The organism is Metabacillus litoralis (assembly GCF_020524045.1).
GTDB classification, from domain to species: Bacteria; Bacillota; Bacilli; order Bacillales; family Bacillaceae; genus Metabacillus; species Metabacillus litoralis_C.
In genome coordinates, this window is the sequence record NZ_JAIVKL010000003.1 from 223,316 (window position 1) to 243,623 (window position 20,308).

The 20,308-nt window shown below is 35.3% G+C and carries 18 protein-coding genes and 1 other RNA gene; 18 read left to right on the plus strand and 1 reads right to left on the minus strand.

What is annotated here, in order from left to right:
- Positions 1 to 2 precede the first annotated feature (2 nt).
- From aspS to LC076_RS07240, 5 genes are all read left to right on the plus strand, one after another.
- The gene (gene aspS, locus LC076_RS07220; RefSeq protein ID WP_226667255.1) at positions 3 to 1,769 is read left to right on the plus strand and encodes an aspartate--tRNA ligase; all 1,767 of its coding nucleotides are present in this window, start codon (positions 3 to 5) and stop codon (positions 1,767 to 1,769) included.
- A gap of 77 nt (positions 1,770 to 1,846) precedes the next feature.
- A non-coding RNA gene (ssrS, locus tag LC076_RS07225) (6S RNA) lies at positions 1,847 to 2,034 on the plus strand.
- A gap of 165 nt (positions 2,035 to 2,199) precedes the next feature.
- Complete coding sequence (locus LC076_RS07230; RefSeq protein WP_226667257.1) at positions 2,200 to 3,228, plus strand: IS1595 family transposase; 1,029 nt, start codon at positions 2,200 to 2,202, stop codon at positions 3,226 to 3,228.
- A gap of 19 nt (positions 3,229 to 3,247) precedes the next feature.
- Positions 3,248 to 3,730 (plus strand): hypothetical protein, encoded by a 483-nt coding sequence (locus LC076_RS07235; protein ID WP_226667258.1) that lies wholly within the window; start codon positions 3,248 to 3,250, stop codon positions 3,728 to 3,730.
- Between the two features lie 213 nt (positions 3,731 to 3,943).
- Positions 3,944 to 4,711, plus strand: coding sequence for a ThiF family adenylyltransferase (locus tag LC076_RS07240; RefSeq protein WP_226667260.1), 768 nt, complete (start codon positions 3,944 to 3,946; stop codon positions 4,709 to 4,711).
- A 208-nt stretch (positions 4,712 to 4,919) separates the two neighbouring features.
- Here LC076_RS07240 and LC076_RS07245 read toward each other — a convergent pair whose 3' ends face one another.
- Positions 4,920 to 5,495: an RsfA family transcriptional regulator gene (locus LC076_RS07245; protein WP_226667261.1), complete on the minus strand. Its 576-nt coding sequence runs from the start codon at positions 5,493 to 5,495 to the stop codon at positions 4,920 to 4,922.
- A gap of 312 nt (positions 5,496 to 5,807) precedes the next feature.
- On the opposite strand from LC076_RS07245, the gene LC076_RS07250 reads away from it, so the two are divergent.
- The 13 genes from LC076_RS07250 to LC076_RS07310 all read left to right on the plus strand — a co-directional run bounded on the left by LC076_RS07250 (position 5,808) and on the right by LC076_RS07310 (position 20,299).
- Positions 5,808 to 7,097 (plus strand): replication-associated recombination protein A, encoded by a 1,290-nt coding sequence (locus LC076_RS07250; protein ID WP_226667262.1) that lies wholly within the window; start codon positions 5,808 to 5,810, stop codon positions 7,095 to 7,097.
- A 716-nt stretch (positions 7,098 to 7,813) separates the two neighbouring features.
- Positions 7,814 to 8,497, plus strand: a complete 684-nt coding sequence (locus LC076_RS07255; protein ID WP_226667264.1) for a YczE/YyaS/YitT family protein — start codon at positions 7,814 to 7,816, stop codon at positions 8,495 to 8,497.
- 10 nt (positions 8,498 to 8,507) lie between these two features.
- Complete coding sequence (cymR, locus tag LC076_RS07260) at positions 8,508 to 8,924, plus strand: cysteine metabolism transcriptional regulator CymR (RefSeq protein WP_226667266.1); 417 nt, start codon at positions 8,508 to 8,510, stop codon at positions 8,922 to 8,924.
- 66 nt (positions 8,925 to 8,990) lie between these two features.
- Positions 8,991 to 10,130, plus strand: coding sequence for a cysteine desulfurase family protein (locus LC076_RS07265; protein ID WP_226667267.1), 1,140 nt, complete (start codon positions 8,991 to 8,993; stop codon positions 10,128 to 10,130).
- A gap of 21 nt (positions 10,131 to 10,151) precedes the next feature.
- Positions 10,152 to 11,264: a tRNA 2-thiouridine(34) synthase MnmA gene (mnmA, locus tag LC076_RS07270; RefSeq protein WP_226667268.1), complete on the plus strand. Its 1,113-nt coding sequence runs from the start codon at positions 10,152 to 10,154 to the stop codon at positions 11,262 to 11,264.
- A 206-nt stretch (positions 11,265 to 11,470) separates the two neighbouring features.
- Complete coding sequence (locus LC076_RS07275) at positions 11,471 to 12,130, plus strand: tetratricopeptide repeat protein (protein ID WP_226667270.1); 660 nt, start codon at positions 11,471 to 11,473, stop codon at positions 12,128 to 12,130.
- Positions 12,131 to 12,162: 32 nt separating this feature from the next.
- Complete coding sequence (locus LC076_RS07280) at positions 12,163 to 14,541, plus strand: ATP-dependent RecD-like DNA helicase (RefSeq protein ID WP_226667271.1); 2,379 nt, start codon at positions 12,163 to 12,165, stop codon at positions 14,539 to 14,541.
- 26 nt (positions 14,542 to 14,567) lie between these two features.
- Complete coding sequence (locus tag LC076_RS07285) at positions 14,568 to 15,041, plus strand: PRC-barrel domain-containing protein (protein WP_226667272.1); 474 nt, start codon at positions 14,568 to 14,570, stop codon at positions 15,039 to 15,041.
- Positions 15,042 to 15,064: 23 nt separating this feature from the next.
- Positions 15,065 to 15,256: a hypothetical protein gene (locus LC076_RS07290; RefSeq protein WP_226667273.1), complete on the plus strand. Its 192-nt coding sequence runs from the start codon at positions 15,065 to 15,067 to the stop codon at positions 15,254 to 15,256.
- A 14-nt stretch (positions 15,257 to 15,270) separates the two neighbouring features.
- Positions 15,271 to 15,402, plus strand: coding sequence for a DUF3918 family protein (locus tag LC076_RS07295; RefSeq protein ID WP_226667274.1), 132 nt, complete (start codon positions 15,271 to 15,273; stop codon positions 15,400 to 15,402).
- Positions 15,403 to 15,881: 479 nt separating this feature from the next.
- Entirely contained in the window at positions 15,882 to 16,943 is a 1,062-nt protein-coding gene (locus tag LC076_RS07300; RefSeq protein WP_226667276.1) for an AI-2E family transporter, read from the plus strand.
- Between the two features lie 377 nt (positions 16,944 to 17,320).
- A complete protein-coding gene (alaS, locus tag LC076_RS07305; RefSeq protein ID WP_226667277.1) occupies positions 17,321 to 19,960 on the plus strand; it encodes an alanine--tRNA ligase in 2,640 nt (879 codons plus the stop codon).
- 78 nt (positions 19,961 to 20,038) lie between these two features.
- Positions 20,039 to 20,299 (plus strand): IreB family regulatory phosphoprotein, encoded by a 261-nt coding sequence (locus LC076_RS07310; protein WP_146949110.1) that lies wholly within the window; start codon positions 20,039 to 20,041, stop codon positions 20,297 to 20,299.
- The last annotated feature ends 9 nt before the right edge of the window (positions 20,300 to 20,308 follow it).

The window sequence follows — 20,308 nt, forward strand, 5'->3', positions numbered from 1 at the left end:
TCATGTTTGGCCGTACATATTATTGTGGAGAAGTACCTGAAACTGCTATTGGAGAGAAAGTTATTTTAAAAGGTTGGGTTCAAAAACGTCGCGATCTTGGAGGAGTTATTTTTATTGACCTTCGTGATCGTACAGGAGTTGTTCAGGTTGTTTTTAATCCTGAAGTTTCTGAAGAAGCGTTACAAATTGCTGAAAGAGTTCGTAGTGAGTATGTTTTGGATATCACAGGTAAGGTTGTTCTACGAAGCGAAGAAACAATTAACCCGAATGTACCAACAGGGAAAATTGAAGTGATTGTTGAAAGTGTCACTATCGTAAATGCTGCAAAAAATCCACCTTTCTTGATTGAAGATAAATCTGAGGAAGTTTCAGAGGATGTTCGTTTAAAATATCGTTATTTAGATTTAAGAAGACCAGCCTTATTTAATACAATCCAAATGCGTCATAATGTAACTAAATCAATGCGTAATTTCTTAGATGAAAAAGGATTTTTGGATATTGAAACACCTATTTTAACAAAAAGTACTCCTGAGGGTGCTCGTGATTATTTAGTGCCAAGTCGTGTTCATGATGGTGAATTTTACGCATTGCCACAGTCACCACAAATCTTTAAGCAATTATTAATGGTTTCCGGGTTTGATAAATATTATCAAATTGCTCGTTGTTTCCGTGATGAAGATTTAAGAGCAGATCGTCAACCTGAATTCACGCAAATAGACATTGAAGCATCTTTTATGAGTCAAGATGATATTATGGCTATGACGGAAAAAATGATGGCTAGAATTATGAAGGAAACAAAAAATATTGATATTGAGTTACCACTTCAAAGAATGTCATATGATGAAGCGATGAGTCGTTTCGGTTCAGATAAACCTGATACTCGTTTTGGATTAGAGCTTGTTGATGTGGCTGAAGTTGTGAAAGACAGTGGCTTGAAAGTATTTAACACAGTAGTAGCCAATGGTGGACAAGTAAAGTCTATCAATGTTAAAGGTGCTGCTGATAAATATTCAAGAAAAGACATGGATGCTTTAGCTGAATTTGTTGCACCTTATGGAGCAAAAGGTTTAGCTTGGCTAAAAGTTGAAGAAGATGGCTTAAAGGGTCCAATTATCAAATTCTTTACAGAAGAAGAACAAAAAGGACTTCTACAAACGTTGGAGGCTACAGTTGGAGATTTATTAGTATTTGTTGCTGATAAAAAATCAGTTGTTGCTGATGCACTAGGTGCTCTTCGTATGAAGCTAGGAAAAGATTTAAAACTTATTGATGAAAGTAAATTCAACTTCTTATGGGTCATTGATTGGCCATTACTTGAATATGATGAAGCAACAAAACGTTATTATGCTGCACATCATCCATTTACGATGCCGGCTAGAGAAGATATAGATTTATTTGAATCAGATCCTGGCAAAATGAAAGCACAAGCATATGATATTGTTCTTAATGGTTATGAGCTAGGTGGAGGGTCCATTCGTATATTTGAAAAAGATATACAGGAAAAAATGTTTAAGTTACTTGGATTCTCTGATGAAGAAGCAAAAGAGCAATTCGGTTTTCTACTTGAAGCATTTGAATATGGAACACCACCACATGGAGGTATTGCTTTAGGTTTAGACAGACTAGTGATGTTATTAGCAGGTCGAACAAACCTAAGAGATACAATTGCGTTCCCGAAAACAGCTAGTGCAAGTGATTTACTAACAAATGCACCTAGTGCTGTAAGTGAAGCACAATTAGAGGAATTAAATATAGAGCTTCGTGATTAATTCTTGTCATAAGAGCTACCAAGAATATTGAAATGTAATGTTTAACTTGCTATTATTTAATTAACAAATAAAATAAAAAAGTCCTGATGTGTTCGTTGTACACCTAGTTTTGACCTAACATTATAGATTCGGGAGCTTGTGTTTCTAAAAGTAGTAAACGCCTCTTACTTTCGAGAGAGGACTTACAAACAGTTAGAATAGAGCACCCACCTGCTAAGGGCGGGTTCAAAACGAGGGAAACGGCGACGGCATAATCGGGACAATACATATAGAGTCAAAAATTCCAGTTGGAAGTTTGGCTCTTTTATTTTGCTTTATTTGCAATTATTTATATAATTGGCTCTGTTAAAGGTAAATGTTGATATTTGATACCTTCTCGAATTCTTTGTATAATTAGTACGAGAACAAACATTCGGAGGAGGTTTTAAGGTTGAGCAGTACGTTTAGCGAATTATTAAAGGAAATTGATAAACTATCGCATACTGAAAAAGAAAAAGTGTATCAATGGGTAAAACGCTATGTTGAACCTTCCTCCTCCGTTGGTGGTCGTTTAATCGAAGAAATGCGGGAGACTCGTTTCAAAGAGGGTTTTGAATGCCCTCACTGTATGTCCGAACACGTTGTTCGATTTGGTAAATATAATGGTCGTCAACGCTATCGTTGCAGGGCTTGCAGAAAGACTTTCACTGATACCACTAATACAGTTATTTATAGAACTCGAAAAGGAAACGAGTGGATTACATTTGTTGATTGTATGTTTAAAGGCTATTCTCTGCGAAAGTCAGCTGAAATTGTGGGGGTTACTTGGGTTACTCTCTTTTATTGGAGACACAAACTGTTAAACGCCCTTAAACAAATGGATTTTGAACAATTTGAAGGTATCGTTGAAGTTGACGAGACCTATTTCCTATACTCTGAAAAAGGAAAACGTGGCATTTCAGAGTGTAAAGCTCGTAAACGTGGTGGGAAGTCTAAACACAGAGGGATTAGCCACGAACAAGTATGTGTTCTTGTTGCCAGAGACCGCACAAAGGCTACTGTATCAAAGGTAGCTTGTATGGGGCGTATCGTTAAAACTAAGGTTGATAATATGATTGGTTCTAAACTGTCATCTGATAATGTACTTGTTACTGATGCTTGGAGAGCATATAAGACCTATGCAAAAGAAAAAGGCTTAGAACATTATCGAATTAAATCAAATGATGGGAAGCACGTCATAAAAGGCTTATACCACATTCAAAATGTAAATGGTCTCCATTCTCGTATGAAACAATGGATAGACCGCTTTAAAGGTGTGTCCACAAAGTATCTTGATAACTACCTTTCTTGGTTCTTATTTGTCGATAGTCGTAGTAATGAAGGTACAAAACACAATATTAAAGAATTCTTACTTAAATCATTTGTATTTGAAATGACAGATACTTATGATAGTTTACGTTTGTCGAAATTCAACGTGTAATTAGCTAAAGGAGTAAACGATGGAAAAAGTGTACTTAGATATAAATGTAGATGATTATAAGATGTTATCTAATAGTGAAACGTTATATTTGTACTTTAATGGAGAATTTGCAGTATTGATTAACGAGAAACAACAAAGTTTTCATTTGATGAATAACCCTTATGACCATACTTTTTGGGGAGAACTTGACCGTTTATCAATAAGTAGTACGAATTTCCAAGAAGAAAATAAACTCCAAAGTGAATATGATAAAATCTGTGAATTTAAAAATCCAATAATATCAGTTATTGCAGAAACCTACGAAATGAAATCACCTAATCAAAAGCGTAAAGAAAAGTTTCAGGGGGAATACGGTTTTATAATTGAAACAGATAAACAAAAAGTATTGGTGTTCTGTAACCCTAACCAAATCCCACTTATAACTGTTATATCACATGATTTAGATGAAATTCATAAGGAACTTAATAACTCAAATGTAGCAATTACAAGAAGTATTAAATAGGGAAACCTCTGTATATGGCTTCCCTATAATTTTTGCCTGATTATCAACATTAAAATTTAACACAGCCATATAATTAACAACAACGTTTTCACACAAATCTCTATAAAATACTTGCATTTCCGTCTGTGTATGATATATTCGTTTTCAGGTAAAAATACTCTCATTACATAGATTGACTATAACTGAAATATGGATTAAATGGAGTTGAATTAGTTGTTACATCAATTTTCTCGTAACGAATTAGCTATAGGTACAGAAGGGTTAAATATTCTTAAAAATAGTACAGTTGCAGTCTTAGGTATTGGAGGAGTTGGTTCTTTTTCAGCTGAGGCTCTAGCTAGATCTGGTGTCGGTAAACTAGTTTTAGTTGATAAAGATGATGTTGATATTACGAATGTTAACCGACAAATTCATGCACTAGTTTCTACTGTGGGACAACCAAAAGTAGATCTAATGGAAGCAAGGGTAAAAGATATTAACCCTGATTGTGAAGTAATATCACTAAAAATGTTTTATACAGAAGAAACATATGAGCAATTTTTTGATCAAAATATAGATTATGTCGTTGATGCATCTGATACGATCTCATATAAAATTCATTTGATGAAAGAATGCTTAAAACGGAATATTCCAATTATTTCAAGTATGGGTGCAGCAAATAAAATGGATCCAACAAGGTTTCAGGTTGCTGATATTTCAAAAACACATACTGATCCGATTGCAAAGGTGATCCGTACACGATTACGAAAAGAAGGCATTCATAAGGGAATTAAAGTTGTGTTCTCTGATGAAAGTCCTATAGTTATACGTGAGGAAGTGCGGAAAGAAGTAGGAAATGATGAGGCACAAATTCGTAAAGCAAAAATGCCACCATCGTCAAATGCTTTTGTCCCTTCTGTAGCAGGTTTGATTATGGGAGGATATGTTATTACAGAACTTCTAAAGGATATCAAAATTACACGAGTAAAAGATGAAAAATAAGTGAAAGAGGCTGATCTGTTATGTTCAGCCTCTTTACATTTGGCTGTTTTCGCAAAATTTGTTGCTTTTAAATAACAGAAGCAACCGGCACTCTATTAAGTCTAGTGGTATCTTTTCTTCATAAAATAGTACCTTTATCGTGAATATACACTGTTTCACTAAGAACTTTGGTTACATAGGAACAATCGTTCAGAAAAGAGCCTTACATTTAGTTATAATATTTTTTAGCTGTTGTGTCTTCAGTCATTTTTTGAGCTTGACTAAGCATGGACATCAATAGTTTATAGTCATGTTCAATATACTGTTTTCTTTGTAATAGCTTTTCATACTTTGACTCAAGTTCAGTATGTTTTTTCTTAAGCATTTCATTTTCCCTTTTTAGTTTTATTTGTTCATTTTGACTATCATGATCATTGTTTGTTAGTTCATGACTTAAAAAAGTGATACAATCATTCAAAGTTATAGGAATACCGGATTCTAAATTAGGTATTGGAGTTTTTTTCTTTAATAGATCACTTGAATTGATTTCATGTTGTGAGAGCTCTTTGTCTTTTTCTTTACTATTTTGTTTGCGTTGTATTTTGGCCTTTTCCACTTCTATTTTATAATTTTTTCTAACTTCTGCATTCCAGCGGTACCCACATGCTGCTGATGTCCTGTTTAGCCGATCACCTACTTCTTCAAATGCAGCCACCTGTGTGCTCCCTTTTTGAATATGTTGTAAAACGGTCTTGGCTAGTAGTAGATCATCTTCTTGTGACCAAGCATCTTGTCTAACCTTCATGATACCCTCCTTTACGCTGTTTATTATTTTCTCTTAGCGTTTCCTGATAAATTCATATTATTACGCGGAATATTGAGTGAGAAATTAGTATGAATCTCTTTCATTTGAAAGATTTCCACTACACTATATAATCTAATAAGATGCTCTCTTTTAGTAGAATTGTTGTTTGATGAAATATCTATGTGTTGGAAGTATGGTTTCTGTTGCATTAAAGAGGCCATAATTGAAGAAAAAGATGCTACTATACGTTATACATGGCTGTTTTACTCAAGTTAACGAAAACAGCCAATATGAATGATTGGAGTGTTAACTATGAATGGTGAGCCACTTGCTTATCGTATGAGACCAACAACAATAGATGAAATTGTTGGTCAGAAAGATATAATTGGATCACATACAAGTTTATATAAAATGATTAAAAATGGCTATGTTCCATCCATGCTTTTATATGGTGAGCCGGGAATTGGAAAAACGTCAATTGCTTTTGCTATAGCTGGTACAACTAGTATTCCTTTTATCGCTTTAAATGCAACGACGGCTGGAAAAAAAGATGTAGAAGCTGTTGTTGATGAAACTCGTCTCACAGGTAAGGTTATTTTATTTTTAGATGAAATTCATCGATTCAATAAAGCACAACAAGATTATTTACTACCACATGTTGAGCGTGGAGATATCATATTAATTGGAGCTACAACGGAAAATCCCTTTCATGATGTAAATCCTGCGATTCGAAGTAGATGTGGGCAAATAAAGCAGCTTACTCGATTAACGACTGAGAACATAAAGGAATTGATTAACAAAGCCTTACATGATGAGCAAAAAGGTCTTGGAAAGCTATCAATTAAAATTTCTGATGAGCAAATAGATAAAATTTCCTTCGGATCTAATGGTGATGCAAGGAAATCTTTAACATTGCTAGAATCAATCGTCTATGCCTCCCCAAAGGAGAATGCTACTTATTTAATCGATGATGAGATTATTAAAGATATGATCGGTCGAGTAGGTGTTTATGGAGATAAAAAAGGATCGAATTTTTATAACTTATTATCAAGTCTTCAGAAAAGTATTCGAGGAAGTGATGTAGATGCAGCACTATATTATTTAGCTCACTTACTTGAAACAGGTGATTTAGTTGCTGTAAACCGAAGATTACTTGTTATCGCTTATGAAGATATTGGATTAGCTGATACAACAATAGGTAACAATGTGTTAGCCGCGGTTACTGCTAGTGAACGGTTAGGACTACCTGAGGCTAGAATTCCCTTATCAGTGGCTGTAGTTGAGATGTGCTTATCTTCTAAATCTAATTCAGCATACAAAGCTTTAGATATGGCAATCAATGATATTCGGCATGGAAATGTGGGGGATATCCCTAAACATCTAAGAGATGGCCATTACGCAGGTGCAAAGGATTTAGGACATGTTGGCTACAAATATCCTCATGATTTTCCGATTGGAACATTTGGTGGCTGGGTTCAACAGGATTATCTTCCAACCAAACTATTAGGAACAAAATACTATCGACCAATTGAAGCTGGTGAAGAAAAGCGTCTTGCTGGTATATATAAGAAATTGGAGCAATTTAAGAAAGAAAACAAATAAGCTTCTTCTGAATGTCCTAGTTGTATAGTCGGTTTTAGTGCTAACCTTAGTGATAATATGCTATAATGGCAAGTGTTCAAAGATGATATTGGGTATTTCTTGAGCAAAGTAGGTTGCTATTATTTGATAAGTATTTATTAATTAACCTTCTAGCCGCTTTGCCTTATGCCTGTCGGGTTTAAACTGGCGCCTTTCGCTTTTCAATGTCTAGCTCCAGGCGCCATCGGCTCGAGGTCATAAGTCAATTTGGAATAGAAGGTAAAAAGCACCTTCTTATCCAAATCGCCTTATGCTTGTCGCCGATAAGCAGGCGCCTTTCGCTTTTCATTGTCTAGCTGCAGCGCCTAGCCCCTCGGGGTCATAAGCCACTCAAGAATTGAAGACAAAGAACGTCTTCTATTCCTGAGCGTCTTATGCCTGTCGGGGCTGAACAGGCGCTTACGCTTTTCATTGTCTAGCTACAGGCGCCATCGGCTCGAGATCATAAGTCAAATAGGAATTGAAGGTAAAGAACACCTTCTTATCCAAATCGCCTTATGCTTGTCGCCGATAAACGGCGCCTTCCGCTTTTCATTGTCTAGCTGCAGCGCCTAGCCCCTCGGGGTCATAAGCCACACAGGAATTGAAGACAAAGAACGTCTTCTATTCCTGAGCGTCTTATGCCTGTCGGGTCTAAACAAGGCGCCTTTCGCTTTTCTTAGTATCGGAGGTTATTTATGGCGAATAATAAGTATATTACAGAAGCAATCTTTAAATGGGTTGTTTATTTTATAGGTTTACTCATTATGTCATTTGGTATTGTATTGACAATTAAAGCGGAGTTAGGTGTTTCTTCTTGGGATGTGCTTCATATTGGTTTGTATTATCAATTTGGCTTAACTATTGGTTCTTGGACGATTATTACCGGTGCGTTAATCTTAGTGATGGCTACCTTTCTTATGGGGAGGATTCCGCAAATTGGTGCTTTTATTAATATGATAACAATTGGGATTTTTATTGATTTATTTTTATTATTGCCTTTTCTTCAAACACCTGATTCGTTTTTAGGTAAATTGCTGATGCTTCTAATAGGCATTGTTGTTTTATGTTATGGCATGGGATTATATATATCTGCAAAATGTGGTGCAGGACCCAGGGATAGCTTAATGATGGCTTTAGTAGAAAAAACGGGTAAGTCTATAACGGTTATTAGAGGTAGTATTGAGATTATTGTCTTATTTATCGGCTGGATTTTAGGTGGACCTGTATTTATTGGAACGATTATCACAACGCTATCTCTAGGGTACATGGCAGGTATCATGATTCCGTTTTGTGAAAAATCAACAAATAAACTTTTTGGTAAACTATTTAATCCAAGTGGAAAATTATTTGAAACAAGTTTGCTAGATCGTAAAGCTTAAGGGGGATATTATGAAAATATCAACAAAAGGACGTTACGGATTAACAATTATGATCGAACTCGCAAAAAAGCACGGGGAAGGACCTACTTCATTAAAAAGTATTGCTCAAACTCATAATTTATCAGAGCATTACCTTGAGCAACTTATTGCCCCATTAAGAAATGCCCGTCTTGTAAAAAGTATTAGAGGGGCTTATGGAGGCTATATTTTAGGAGATGAACCCGCTAATATCACTTCAGGTGATATTATCCGAGTGTTAGAAGGACCAATAAGTCCAGTTGAAGTTCTGGAGGATGAAGAGCCAGCAAAAAGAGCTCTTTGGATTCGAATTCGTGATGCTGTTAAGGATGTTCTTGATAATACAACACTAGAGGACCTTGCTAGCTATACAGATGGTGAACAAGAGCCTTATATGTTTTATATTTAATTTTATATTCTAAAAAGCTCTTTAGTGTGATGCTTAAATACCATGTGTAGGAAGGAGGGGTCGTTGGTGAAAAGAATATATCTTGATCATGCGGCAACTTCCCCAATTTATCCAGAAGTTGCAGAAAAAATGATGTCAATGATGATAGAAAGCTATGGAAACCCTTCTAGTATACATTCATTTGGGAGAGAAGCTAGGCGTATTCTTGATGAAGCTAGAAGAAGTCTTGCCAAAACGATCGGTGCTAAACCAGCTGAAATTATATTTACAAGTGGGGGAACTGAAGCTGATAACTTAGCTATTATTGGTTCAGCTTTGGCGAACCAACATAAGGGCAAACATATTATTACAACAGAAATAGAGCATCATGCAGTATTACATGCTTGTAAATATTTAGAGAAAATCGGTTATGATATTACCTATTTACCTGTAGATAAGTATGGCATGATATCAATTGAAGATTTAACGAATAGCCTAACAAATCAGACAGTGCTTGTTACAATTATGTATGGCAATAATGAAGTAGGTGTTATTCAGCCTATAAGAGAAATTGGTAACATACTAAAAGATCATCAAGCAATTTTTCATACAGATGCTGTACAAGCTTATGGAATTGAACAGATAGATATTAATGAACTTAATGTAGATTTATTATCTGTTTCTTCTCATAAGATTAACGGGCCAAAAGGAGTCGGCTTTTTATATGCAAAATCAGGCGTTAAGTTACAGCCAACTCTACATGGAGGAGAACAAGAATTAAAACGAAGAGCTGGGACTGAAAATGTTCCTGGTATTTTTGGTTTTCAACTTGCTGCCCAAGTATCCTTAGCAACACAGAAACAAAAAGCGGAAAACTACATGGCATTTAAGCAAGAAATGATATCTATTTTTCAGCAACATCAGCTCAGCTTTGAAGTAAATAGTCCAAGTGATGGATTGCCTCATGTATTTAATGTTTATTTTCCAACAACTAATATAGAGTCATTACTTGTAAATTTAGATTTAGCCGGTATTGCTGCATCAAGTGGGTCAGCTTGTACAGCAGGTTCAATTGATCCTTCACATGTCCTAGTCGCCATGTATGGCAAAGAATCAGATAAATTACTTTCATCGGTTCGATTTAGCTTTGGATTAGGAACCAATTTTGAAGATATTCAATATGCAGCAAATGAGATTGTAAAAGTCGTTAAAAAAGTTACAACATAGAGTATTATTGGAGGTGACGGGATGATTAAAGATCCTAAAGATACAAGAGTTGTTGTCGGGATGTCTGGAGGAGTTGATTCTTCAGTGGCAGCTCTTCGGTTAAAAGAACAAGGATATGAAGTGATTGGTATATTCATGAAGAATTGGGATGATACCGATGAAAATGGAGTATGTACAGCAACAGAAGATTATAACGATGTGATTGAAGTATGTAATCAGATTGGAATTCCCTACTATGCGGTGAATTTTGAAAAACAGTACTGGGAAAAAGTATTTACTTATTTCCTTGATGAATATAAAGCAGGACGAACACCTAATCCTGACGTGATGTGTAATAAAGAAATCAAATTTAAAGCATTTTTAGAGCATGCTATGTCTCTCGGTGCAGATTACTTGGCAACAGGTCATTATGCACGTGTTGAGTTTCGTGACGGAGAATACAAAATGCTGCGTGGAATAGATGATAACAAAGATCAAACATATTTCTTAAACCAATTAGGTCAAGAACAACTTTCAAAGGTTATGTTTCCAATAGGTGATATTGAAAAGCCACTTGTACGTGAAATGGCGAAGAAAGCAAACCTTGCCACAGCGACAAAAAAAGACAGTACAGGGATTTGCTTTATAGGTGAAAGAAATTTTAAAGAATTTCTAAGTGGCTATCTGCCTGCACAACCTGGAATTATGCAAACCCTTGATGGTGAAGTAAAAGGTAAACATGATGGACTTATGTATTATACGATAGGTCAACGTCATGGCTTAGGTATAGGTGGTAGTGGTGATCCGTGGTTTGCAATTGGTAAGGATTTAGAGAAAAATGTATTATATGTTGATCAAGGTTTTCATAATGAGCTTTTATACTCTGACTCTATCATCGCAACAGATATAAGCTGGGTTTCAGATTCTCCAAATACAGAGTTATCTTGTACAGCAAAATTTCGTTATCGCCAAGAAGATAATGAAGTAACAGTAAAAATGATAGATGATCATACAGCAAAGGTTTTGTTTAAAAAGCCAATCCGTGCTGTTACACCAGGACAAGCTGTTGTTTTTTATGATGGTGAAATTTGTCTAGGTGGAGGCACAATTGATGAAGTATACAAAGATGATAAAAAACTTTGGTATGTAGGTTAAAACATAGCATGTATAGGTAAGGGGCTGACGCTTATAGTGGAGTCAGCCTTTTACTCTTGTTATATCTTAAGGATTTATTACGTACTGAAAAATAAATGGAATTACATATGGCCAACATATATAAAAAGAGCTGTAAAGATGTTATCTTAAACGTAATTTGTTCTGCAAATAAACTGAGATAAATAACACTTGAAAGAGGGTACAAAATGGATAATAATCAACTTGGTATTGAAGCTATGCAAAAAGGTCATTTTGAAGAAGCAGCAACAGCATTTTCACAGGCGATCGAATCAAATCCGGCTGATCCAGTAAGTTATGTTAATTTCGGAAACTTACTTTCAGCAGTAAATGAACTCGAGAAAGCATTAAAATTTTATGAAAAAGCAATTGAAATTGATGAAAATACTGCAACTTCTTATTATGGAGCAGGAAATGTTTACTTTAATCAAGAAAACTATAATGAAGCTAAAAACATGTATGAAAAAGCATTAAGAAAAGGATTGGACAATGGTGACCTACATTTTATGCTTGGAATGTGTATGCTTCAGTTCGATCAAAACCGTTTAGCTCTTCCATATTTTCAACGTTCTGTCGAGTTAAATGAGGAAGACGCAGATGCAAGATTTCAATATGGATTATGTTTAGCTCAACTTGATTTAGTTGATGAAGCAATGAAACAATTTCAAGTAGTAATCACGTTAAATACTCAACATGCGGATGCTTTTTATAATCTTGGTGTAGCATATGCTTTTAAAGAAAATACGGTAAAAGCGAAAGAACTGTTAGAAAATGCACTAACTATACAGCCTGACCATATGTTAGCTGGACATGCGTTAAAAATAATAAATGAAAACGAAAATAAATAGTAGTAGCTAGCAGTAGAAGGGAGTATGGTTTCATGCAGGAAAGTGCAGATTTATTTGCAGAAAATGAAAAGTATGTGAAAGGATTAGTAAAGGTAGTTATCTTTCACAATGAGCAGAATTTATATTCTGTTTTAAAAGTAAGAATTCATGAAACAAGTGAGGATATTGAAGATAAAGAAATAACTGTTACTGGGTATTTTCCACTCCTGCATGAAGATGATACATACACCTTTTTTGGCTCCTTTACAAACCACCCAAAGTTTGGTTTGCAATTTCAAACAGAGCATTTCCGAAAAGAAATACCTCAAACAAAGGAAGGAATCATCCAATATTTATCAAGCGACCTTTTTAAAGGAATTGGAAAGAAAACCGCAGAAGCAATCGTTGATAAATTGGGTGAAACAGCGATCTCAAAGATTCTTCAAAATCCCTCTATCCTCGATGAAATTCCCAAAGTAAACAAAGACAAAGCAAAACAGTTAGTTGAAGCACTTGTGTCACATCAAGGTCTAGAACAAATTATGATCTCATTAAATCAAGTAGGCTTTGGGCCTCAGCTGGCCATGAAAATTTATCAAACATATCAAGATCAAACCTTAGAAATTATTCAAGAAAATCCTTATCAATTAGTACAAGATATTGAAGGGATTGGCTTCGTACGTGCAGATGAACTTGGACAGCAAATCGGTATCTCAGCGAAGAGCTCTGAGAGAATTAAAGCAGCTTGTCATTATATTATTGAACATTTAAGTTTGCAAGAAGGTCATGTTTATATAAATGTTGAACAATTAGTCATTAAAACAAAAGAATTGCTGGATCATTCAAAAAAAGATCTCATTCAAGAAGGAGACATTGCAAATGAGATAATTGCTTTAGGTGAAGAAGGAAAAATGATCGTTGAAGAAGATCGAGCATATATGCCTTCTCTTTACTTTGCTGAACAAGGTTTAGTGAAAAATATCAAACGAGTTTTGGAGCAAAAGGAGTATGAAGAGCTATTTCCAGAATCTGAATTTTTATTATCACTTGGAAATCTTGAAGAACGATTAAAGGTTCATTATGCTCCAACTCAAAAAGATGCTATTCAGAAAGCTTTAATGTCACCAATGCTTTTACTAACAGGAGGACCTGGAACAGGTAAAACCACTGTTATTAAAGGGATCGTTGAATTATATTCAGATTTACATGGCTGTTCATTAGATCCTTCAGATTATAAAAAAGAGGAGCCATTTCCAATCCTTTTAGTTGCACCAACTGGTCGTGCTGCTAAAAGAATGAGTGAGGCAACAGGCCTGTCTGCTGTTACGATACATCGTTTATTAAAATGGAATGGTGCAGACGGTTTTGAACATGATGAAGATAATCCAATCTCAGGAAAACTACTCATTGTTGATGAAGTATCCATGGTTGATATTTGGATTGCCAATCAATTGTTTAAAGCATTACCAAATAATATTCAAGTAGTAATGGTTGGTGATGAAGATCAGCTTCCTTCTGTAGGACCGGGTCAGGTTCTTAGAGATCTGTTAGCTTCTTCAATCATTCCAACTGTTCGATTAACTGACATTTATAGACAAGCAGAAGGATCTTCCATTATTGAGTTAGCACATGAAATTAAAAAGGGTCAAATGCCACAAAATATTACAAAACCAACCTCAGATCGCTCTTTTATTCAGTGCTCACAAGCCCAGATAAAAGAAGTTATTGAAAAAGTGATAAAAAGTGCGATAAATAAAGGGTATTCAGCAAGAGATATTCAAATATTAGCTCCAATGTATAAGGGACCAGCTGGGATTGATTCATTAAATAAACTACTTCAAGAACTTTTTAATCCTAAAACACCTGGTAAAAGAGAAATGAAGTTTGGTGATGTGATTTATCGAAACGGTGATAAAATTCTTCAACTGGTTAACCAGCCAGATCAAAATGTATTTAATGGAGATATTGGAGAAATCGTATCTATTTTTTATGCGAAAGAAAATACTGAAAAAGAAGATATGATTGTTGTTTCATTTGATGGGAATGAGGTTACCTACATAAAGCAGGACTTTAACCAATTTACCCATGCGTTTTGTTGTTCGATTCATAAATCACAGGGAAGCGAATTTCCAATCGTGATCTTGCCTATTGTAAAGGGATATTATCGTATGCTACGTAGGAATTTAATTTATACAGCTATTACGAGGAGCAAACGATCACTCATTTTATGTGGTGAGAGGGACGCATTACAATGGGGAATATCTAATAATGAGAGTTCTGAAAGACAAACAAGTCTTATGATCAAACTGAATGGTGATGCATATGAAATCATTGATGAGTTACAAAAAGAGTTACCGTTTCCTGTAGAAGATGCAAATATTGGCATGGAAAACGTTACACCGTATGACTTTATGGAGGTTAGTGAATCATAAAAATGTTCGAAAGAGGTGGAGCTACTTTGCGAACATATTCAAAGCTTAAAGGACTTCCAGTATACAGCAACAGCAGTGCTGACCTTCTTGGTCATATAACGAATTTATGCGTATCTACCCAAGGCTTTATCATCGGACTTCTAATGGAAGGAAAGGGTCTTTTCAATCGTGATCGTTTTTTACCTATTAAATCAATACATGCAATCGGTGATCATGGAGTAATGGTTGATGAAGCTGAAAACTTATTAACAATCCATGATCTAAAGAAAAATTACACGTATAAGACTTATAGTGACCTTCAATACAAATCAGTTATAACAAAAGAAGGAGAAAGACTTGGTTTGCTGGAGGATGTATATTTTTCTGAAGAAATGGGCACAATTGAGGCATACGAGTTGACGGACGGATTTTTTGCTGACATCGCTGAAGGAAAAAAAGTGGTGAAATCAAGCGGTGAGCCACTATCGATAAGCAAAGATGCGATCGTCATAGACTTTTAAGAATGTAAAAGAGGTGTGCCCGTTTGTTTTCATGTCCGAATTGTAAAAGTAAAGATCTTGGGAAGATAGGCGTTAATCAATATTACTGCTGGAGCTGCTTTATTGAACTGTCTGTTACAAAAGGAACTATTCTAACACATCAAGTTGAGGAAGATGGCACGTTAAGCTCTCTTGATGATTTGTTTTCAGATGATGAACGATCAATAAGCATGTAAAGGGGAGATTGATTTTGAAACGTACTGTAACCTCATTAATGTCTTTAGGAATAGGTGCTGCAGCATATCATTTAGCTCGCAACTCTAACATGACGAATAATCGTTCAATGAAAAAAATGAAAAAACGCATGATGAAAATGTTTTAATATTTAGAGGCTGAAGTTTTAGAGTTAAGTTAATGATAAACCCGAATTATTAGGTGATAAATTATTATCATTTGCCTATTAGTTCGGGTTTTTATTTGCCGTCTTCAATAGTTTTTTGATTTTGCATACTATTAATAAGAACCAGTAGAATGGAGCGGAAGACAATCGACTCCTACGGGCTGTAGAGGAAAGGCTGAGACCCCGCAGGCGCTTGCGTCGAGGAGGCTCAGCTTCCTCCCCGTGGAACGCGAGTGTCTGCAGCGCAATGGAACGAACTTGTTTCTTTCAGCTAAACTGCATTTAGATTTATTCGTCTTTTGTTATGTCCTCTTTAATTATGTCCTAGCCTCTTTAAAAAGTTTTTTTAGTTTTAATATCTAACTCTAGCGCTTACTTAGTTTGAGACTGCGCTTTTCTTATACATCATGTATAAAAAATCCCTTTCCTTTAAAGAATAGTAGGAAAGAGGAGGGAGTTTTTTGAGAGAACGTCAAATAAAATGGTTATTACGAATTACTATTTTATTATTAGGATTACTAACCATTTATATCTTTTTCAAACTATATGATATTTGGGCTCCTTTTTTTCTTATGTTTAAAGCCATTTTTATTCCTTTTTTAATTGGCGCATTTATTACATATCTCCTTCATCCAACGATTGAAAAATTACATCGTACAGGAGTACCAAGACCAATCTCAATACTTATTATTTACTTTCTCTTTTTTGGCTTAATCGGATATGGTTTTTATAAAGGAATTCCTGTATTAGTCAACCAATTACGTGATTTATCTGAGAATTTCCCGAAGCTTTCTGTCGCATATTCTGAGTGGGTGGATTCAATTCATGATCAAACGAATCGTTGGCCAAATGGCGTTCATGAAAGAATTGATCAGCTTTTTGCTAAAACAGAAGCTTGGTTAGCATTAACTGTCGAGAATGTAATTAGTAGCTTAAAAGGAATTTTTGATTATATGCTATTAATCGCAATCATTCCATTTTTAGTTTTTTATATGCTTAAGGATTATGACCTAATTAAGAAAGCAGGTTGGTATTTAACACCTAGAAAATGGCGAAGTGAAGCCATTCAATTTTTAAAAGATGTTGATCGTTCATTGGGAAATTATATTAGAGGACAATTGTTTGTTTGTTTTATGATTGGTTTAATTGCGTTTATTTCTTTTTGGTTCTTTAATGTAAGATATCCCTTGATATTAGGTTTATTAATTGGTGTAACGAATATTATACCTTATTTTGGACCAATTATTGGCGCTGTTCCAGCTCTCATTATTGCAGCTACAATGTCGACGAAAACAATTATTATTGTAATTGTTATCATTTTATCTCTTCAATTTATAGAGGGAAATATTTTAGGTCCATTAGTTGTAGGTAAAAGCTTGCATATGCATCCAATTATTATTATGTTGGCATTATTGGCTGGTGGAGAAATAGGTGGAATCGTTGGATTAATGTTAGCAGTCCCAATCGTAGTGATTTTACGAGTGATGATTCTTCATCTTGTATTACTTAAGAGACAACATTGACATTTAACGCGCGCTTGTCTATAATCACGATAGAATATTGAATATCGTTAAATCAATGATGGAAAAAAGATGTTGTTACCGCCTTTAGAGAGGAATTTCCTTGGCTGTAAGAAATTCTAGGTAGGCACAACTGAAAGCTAGTCCTAAGTGCAGAAAAACCTGTCGTCTTAACCACGTTACGGTTAGTAGAGGTGATGAACAAATAGATGTATGACTTTTTTGCTCAAAGTGGCGAATAAAGCAAAATACATGTAAATGTTCATAATCAGGGTGGTACCGCGAGCAAACTCTCGTCCCTGTGCAAAGAAGGATTTCTTTACACAGGGACGAGAGTTTTTTGTGTGATTTAATGTTTAAAATGAATGAGGAGGATACATATGAGAAATCTACAATCAGCTGAAGTGCGTCAAATGTTTTTAGACTTTTTTAAAGAAAAGGGACATGGTGTTGAGCCAAGTGCTTCTTTGGTGCCACATGAAGATCCTACATTACTTTGGATTAATAGTGGTGTTGCCACATTAAAAAAATATTTTGATGGCCGAGTGATTCCTGCCAATCCTAGAATTTGTAATGCACAAAAATCAATTAGAACCAACGATATTGAGAATGTTGGTAAAACTGCTAGACATCATACATTCTTTGAAATGCTAGGTAATTTTTCAATTGGAGATTATTTTAAGGTTGAGGCTATTGAATGGGCTTGGGAATTCCTAACAAGTGAAAAATGGATTGGGTTTGATGCTGAAAAGCTCTCAGTGACAATACATCCTGAAGACAACGAAGCATTTGATATTTGGAAAGATAAAATTGGTGTACCAGAGGAACGTATCATTCGATTAGAGGGTAACTTCTGGGACATTGGTGAAGGACCAAGTGGACCAAATACAGAGATCTTTTATGATCGTGGTGAAGAATATGGCAATGATCCGAAAGATCCTGAATTATATCCTGGTGGAGAAAATGAACGATATTTGGAAGTGTGGAATTTAGTATTTTCTCAATTTAACCATAATCCAGATGGTACATACACACCACTTCCTAAGAAAAATATTGATACAGGTATGGGACTTGAACGTATGGTCTCTGTTATTCAAGATGTGCCAACGAATTTTGATACAGATCTATTTATTCCGATTATTCGTGCAACAGAAGAAATATCTGGTGAAAAATATCGTACAGATAAAAATAAAGATGTCGCATTTAAAGTAATTGCTGACCATGTACGTACGGTAAGCTTTGCTATAAGTGATGGAGCTCTACCTTCTAATGAGGGCCGTGGATATGTTCTGCGACGTTTATTAAGAAGAGCAGTCCGCTATGCGAAACAAATTAATATTAATCGTCCTTTTATGTATGAATTAGTCCCTGTTGTAGCAGAAATAATGGTCGATTTCTACCCTGAAGTGAAAGATAAAACAGAGTTCATTCAAAAAGTGATTAAAAATGAAGAAGAACGTTTTCATGAAACACTAAATGATGGTCTGGCAATACTTAGTGAAGTAATCAAAAGCCAGAAAAAGCAGGGTAAAGATATCATTCCTGGAGAAGATGTATTCCGTTTGTATGACACTTATGGATTTCCGGTTGAATTAACAGAGGAATATGCAGAAGAAGAAGGAATGAAGGTTGATCAAGCTGGATTTGAAACAGAAATGGGACTCCAACGTGATCGAGCTCGTGCTGCAATACAAAAAGTTGATTCTATGCAAGTTCAAAGTGGAGTACTTGGTGAAGTTAAGGAAAAAAGTGAGTTCGTTGGTTATAGCCAATTAGAGATTGAGCAAGCAAAAGTTATGGTAATAATTAAAGATGGTGAACTTGTTCAGGAAGTTTCTGAGGGGGAAGAAGTTCAAGTTATCCTTGATTCAACACCTTTTTATGCTGAAAGCGGCGGACAAATTGCAGATGAAGGTATTCTAACCAATGGCAAAACACATGTTTTAGTGAAAAATGTTCAAAAAGCGCCAAATGGGCAAAATCTTCACCTTGTAGTAGTTGAAAGTGGTACTTTACAAACTGGTGATACATTTAAAGCATCTGTTACTGAAGCAAATCGTCGTGCTATTGTTAAAAATCATACTGCTACACATTTATTGCATCAAGCATTAAAAGATGTCCTTGGAGAGCATGTAAATCAAGCAGGTTCATTAGTTACTGCTGATCGTCTGCGCTTTGATTTCTCTCACTTTGGACAAGTAACTCAAGAAGAATTATCTCAGATCGAACATAATGTGAATGAGCAAATTTGGAAGAGTATTTCTGTTCAAATTGAGCTAAAATCACTTGCAGAAGCGAAAGAAATGGGAGCAATGGCGTTATTCGGTGAAAAATATGGTGAGGTTGTTAGAGTTGTTCAAGTTGGTGACTACAGCTTAGAGCTTTGTGGTGGATGTCATGTTGATAATACAGCAACAATTGGTTTATTTAAAATCGTAACTGAATCTGGAATCGGTGCAGGTACGAGACGAATTGAAGCTGTGACAGGTAAAGGTGCTTATCAAGCTATAAATGAACAATTAGAGAAACTAACAGAAGCTTCAGAGCTTTTAAAGTCAAACCCTAAAGATATTACAACTAGAATTAATGGATTACTTCAAGACTTCAGATCACTACAACGAGAAAATGAATCATTAAATTCTAAACTTGGAAATTTGGAAGCAAGTAATATTGTTGATCAAGCTAAATCGATCAATGGAGTAACTGTTCTTGCGACGAAAGTAAATGCAAAAGATATGAATAGTCTACGTGGAATGATGGATGACTTGAAAAATAAGCTGCAATCAGCTATTGTTGTTCTCGGAGCTGCTGAGGATGGTAAGGTAAATTTAGTTGCAGGTGTAACAAAGGATTTAGTTGATAAAGGCTACCATGCAGGAAAACTTATTAAAGAAGTTGCTGAAAGATGTGATGGAAAAGGTGGCGGTCGCCCAGAAATGGCTCAAGCCGGTGCTAAAAATCCTGAAAAACTGGACGGAGCACTTAAATATGCTGAAGAATGGATTGAATCCGTTTTATAATTAGTAAAAGTAGTGTAAAATAAAGGTAAGATTGGACAAGCAGATTTCTTCTTAAGAATCTGGGAAAGAGGTGCGAAGGTGAGTTCATTTGATAAAACGATGAAATTTAATTTCTCTGACGACTCTGTCGAAACGAATGTAAACGAAGTCCTTTATACTGTATACGATGCATTACAAGAAAAAGGCTATAATCCAATAAATCAAATTGTGGGCTATTTGCTTTCTGGTGATCCAGCCTATATTCCTCGTCATCGTGATGCAAGAAATCTAATTCGCAAGCTTGAGCGAGATGAATTAATTGAGGAGCTAGTTAAATCTTACTTACAAAAACGGATTTGATCTTTAGTA

Bases quoted from the DNA above. Each gene is read 5' to 3' on its own strand.
- aspS (WP_226667255.1), top strand. From the start codon at position 3: ATGTTTGGCCGTACATATTATTGTGGAGAAGTACCTGAAACTGCTATT.
- LC076_RS07235 (WP_226667258.1), top strand. From the start codon at position 3,248: ATGGAAAAAGTGTACTTAGATATAAATGTAGATGATTATAAGATGTTA.
- LC076_RS07245 (WP_226667261.1), bottom strand. From the start codon at position 5,495: ATGAAGGTTAGACAAGATGCTTGGTCACAAGAAGATGATCTACTACTA.
- LC076_RS07250 (WP_226667262.1), top strand. From the start codon at position 5,808: ATGAATGGTGAGCCACTTGCTTATCGTATGAGACCAACAACAATAGAT.
- LC076_RS07255 (WP_226667264.1), top strand. From the start codon at position 7,814: ATGGCGAATAATAAGTATATTACAGAAGCAATCTTTAAATGGGTTGTT.
- cymR (WP_226667266.1), top strand. From the start codon at position 8,508: ATGAAAATATCAACAAAAGGACGTTACGGATTAACAATTATGATCGAA.
- mnmA (WP_226667268.1), top strand. From the start codon at position 10,152: ATGATTAAAGATCCTAAAGATACAAGAGTTGTTGTCGGGATGTCTGGA.
- LC076_RS07275 (WP_226667270.1), top strand. From the start codon at position 11,471: ATGGATAATAATCAACTTGGTATTGAAGCTATGCAAAAAGGTCATTTT.
- LC076_RS07280 (WP_226667271.1), top strand. From the start codon at position 12,163: ATGCAGGAAAGTGCAGATTTATTTGCAGAAAATGAAAAGTATGTGAAA.
- alaS (WP_226667277.1), top strand. From the start codon at position 17,321: ATGAGAAATCTACAATCAGCTGAAGTGCGTCAAATGTTTTTAGACTTT.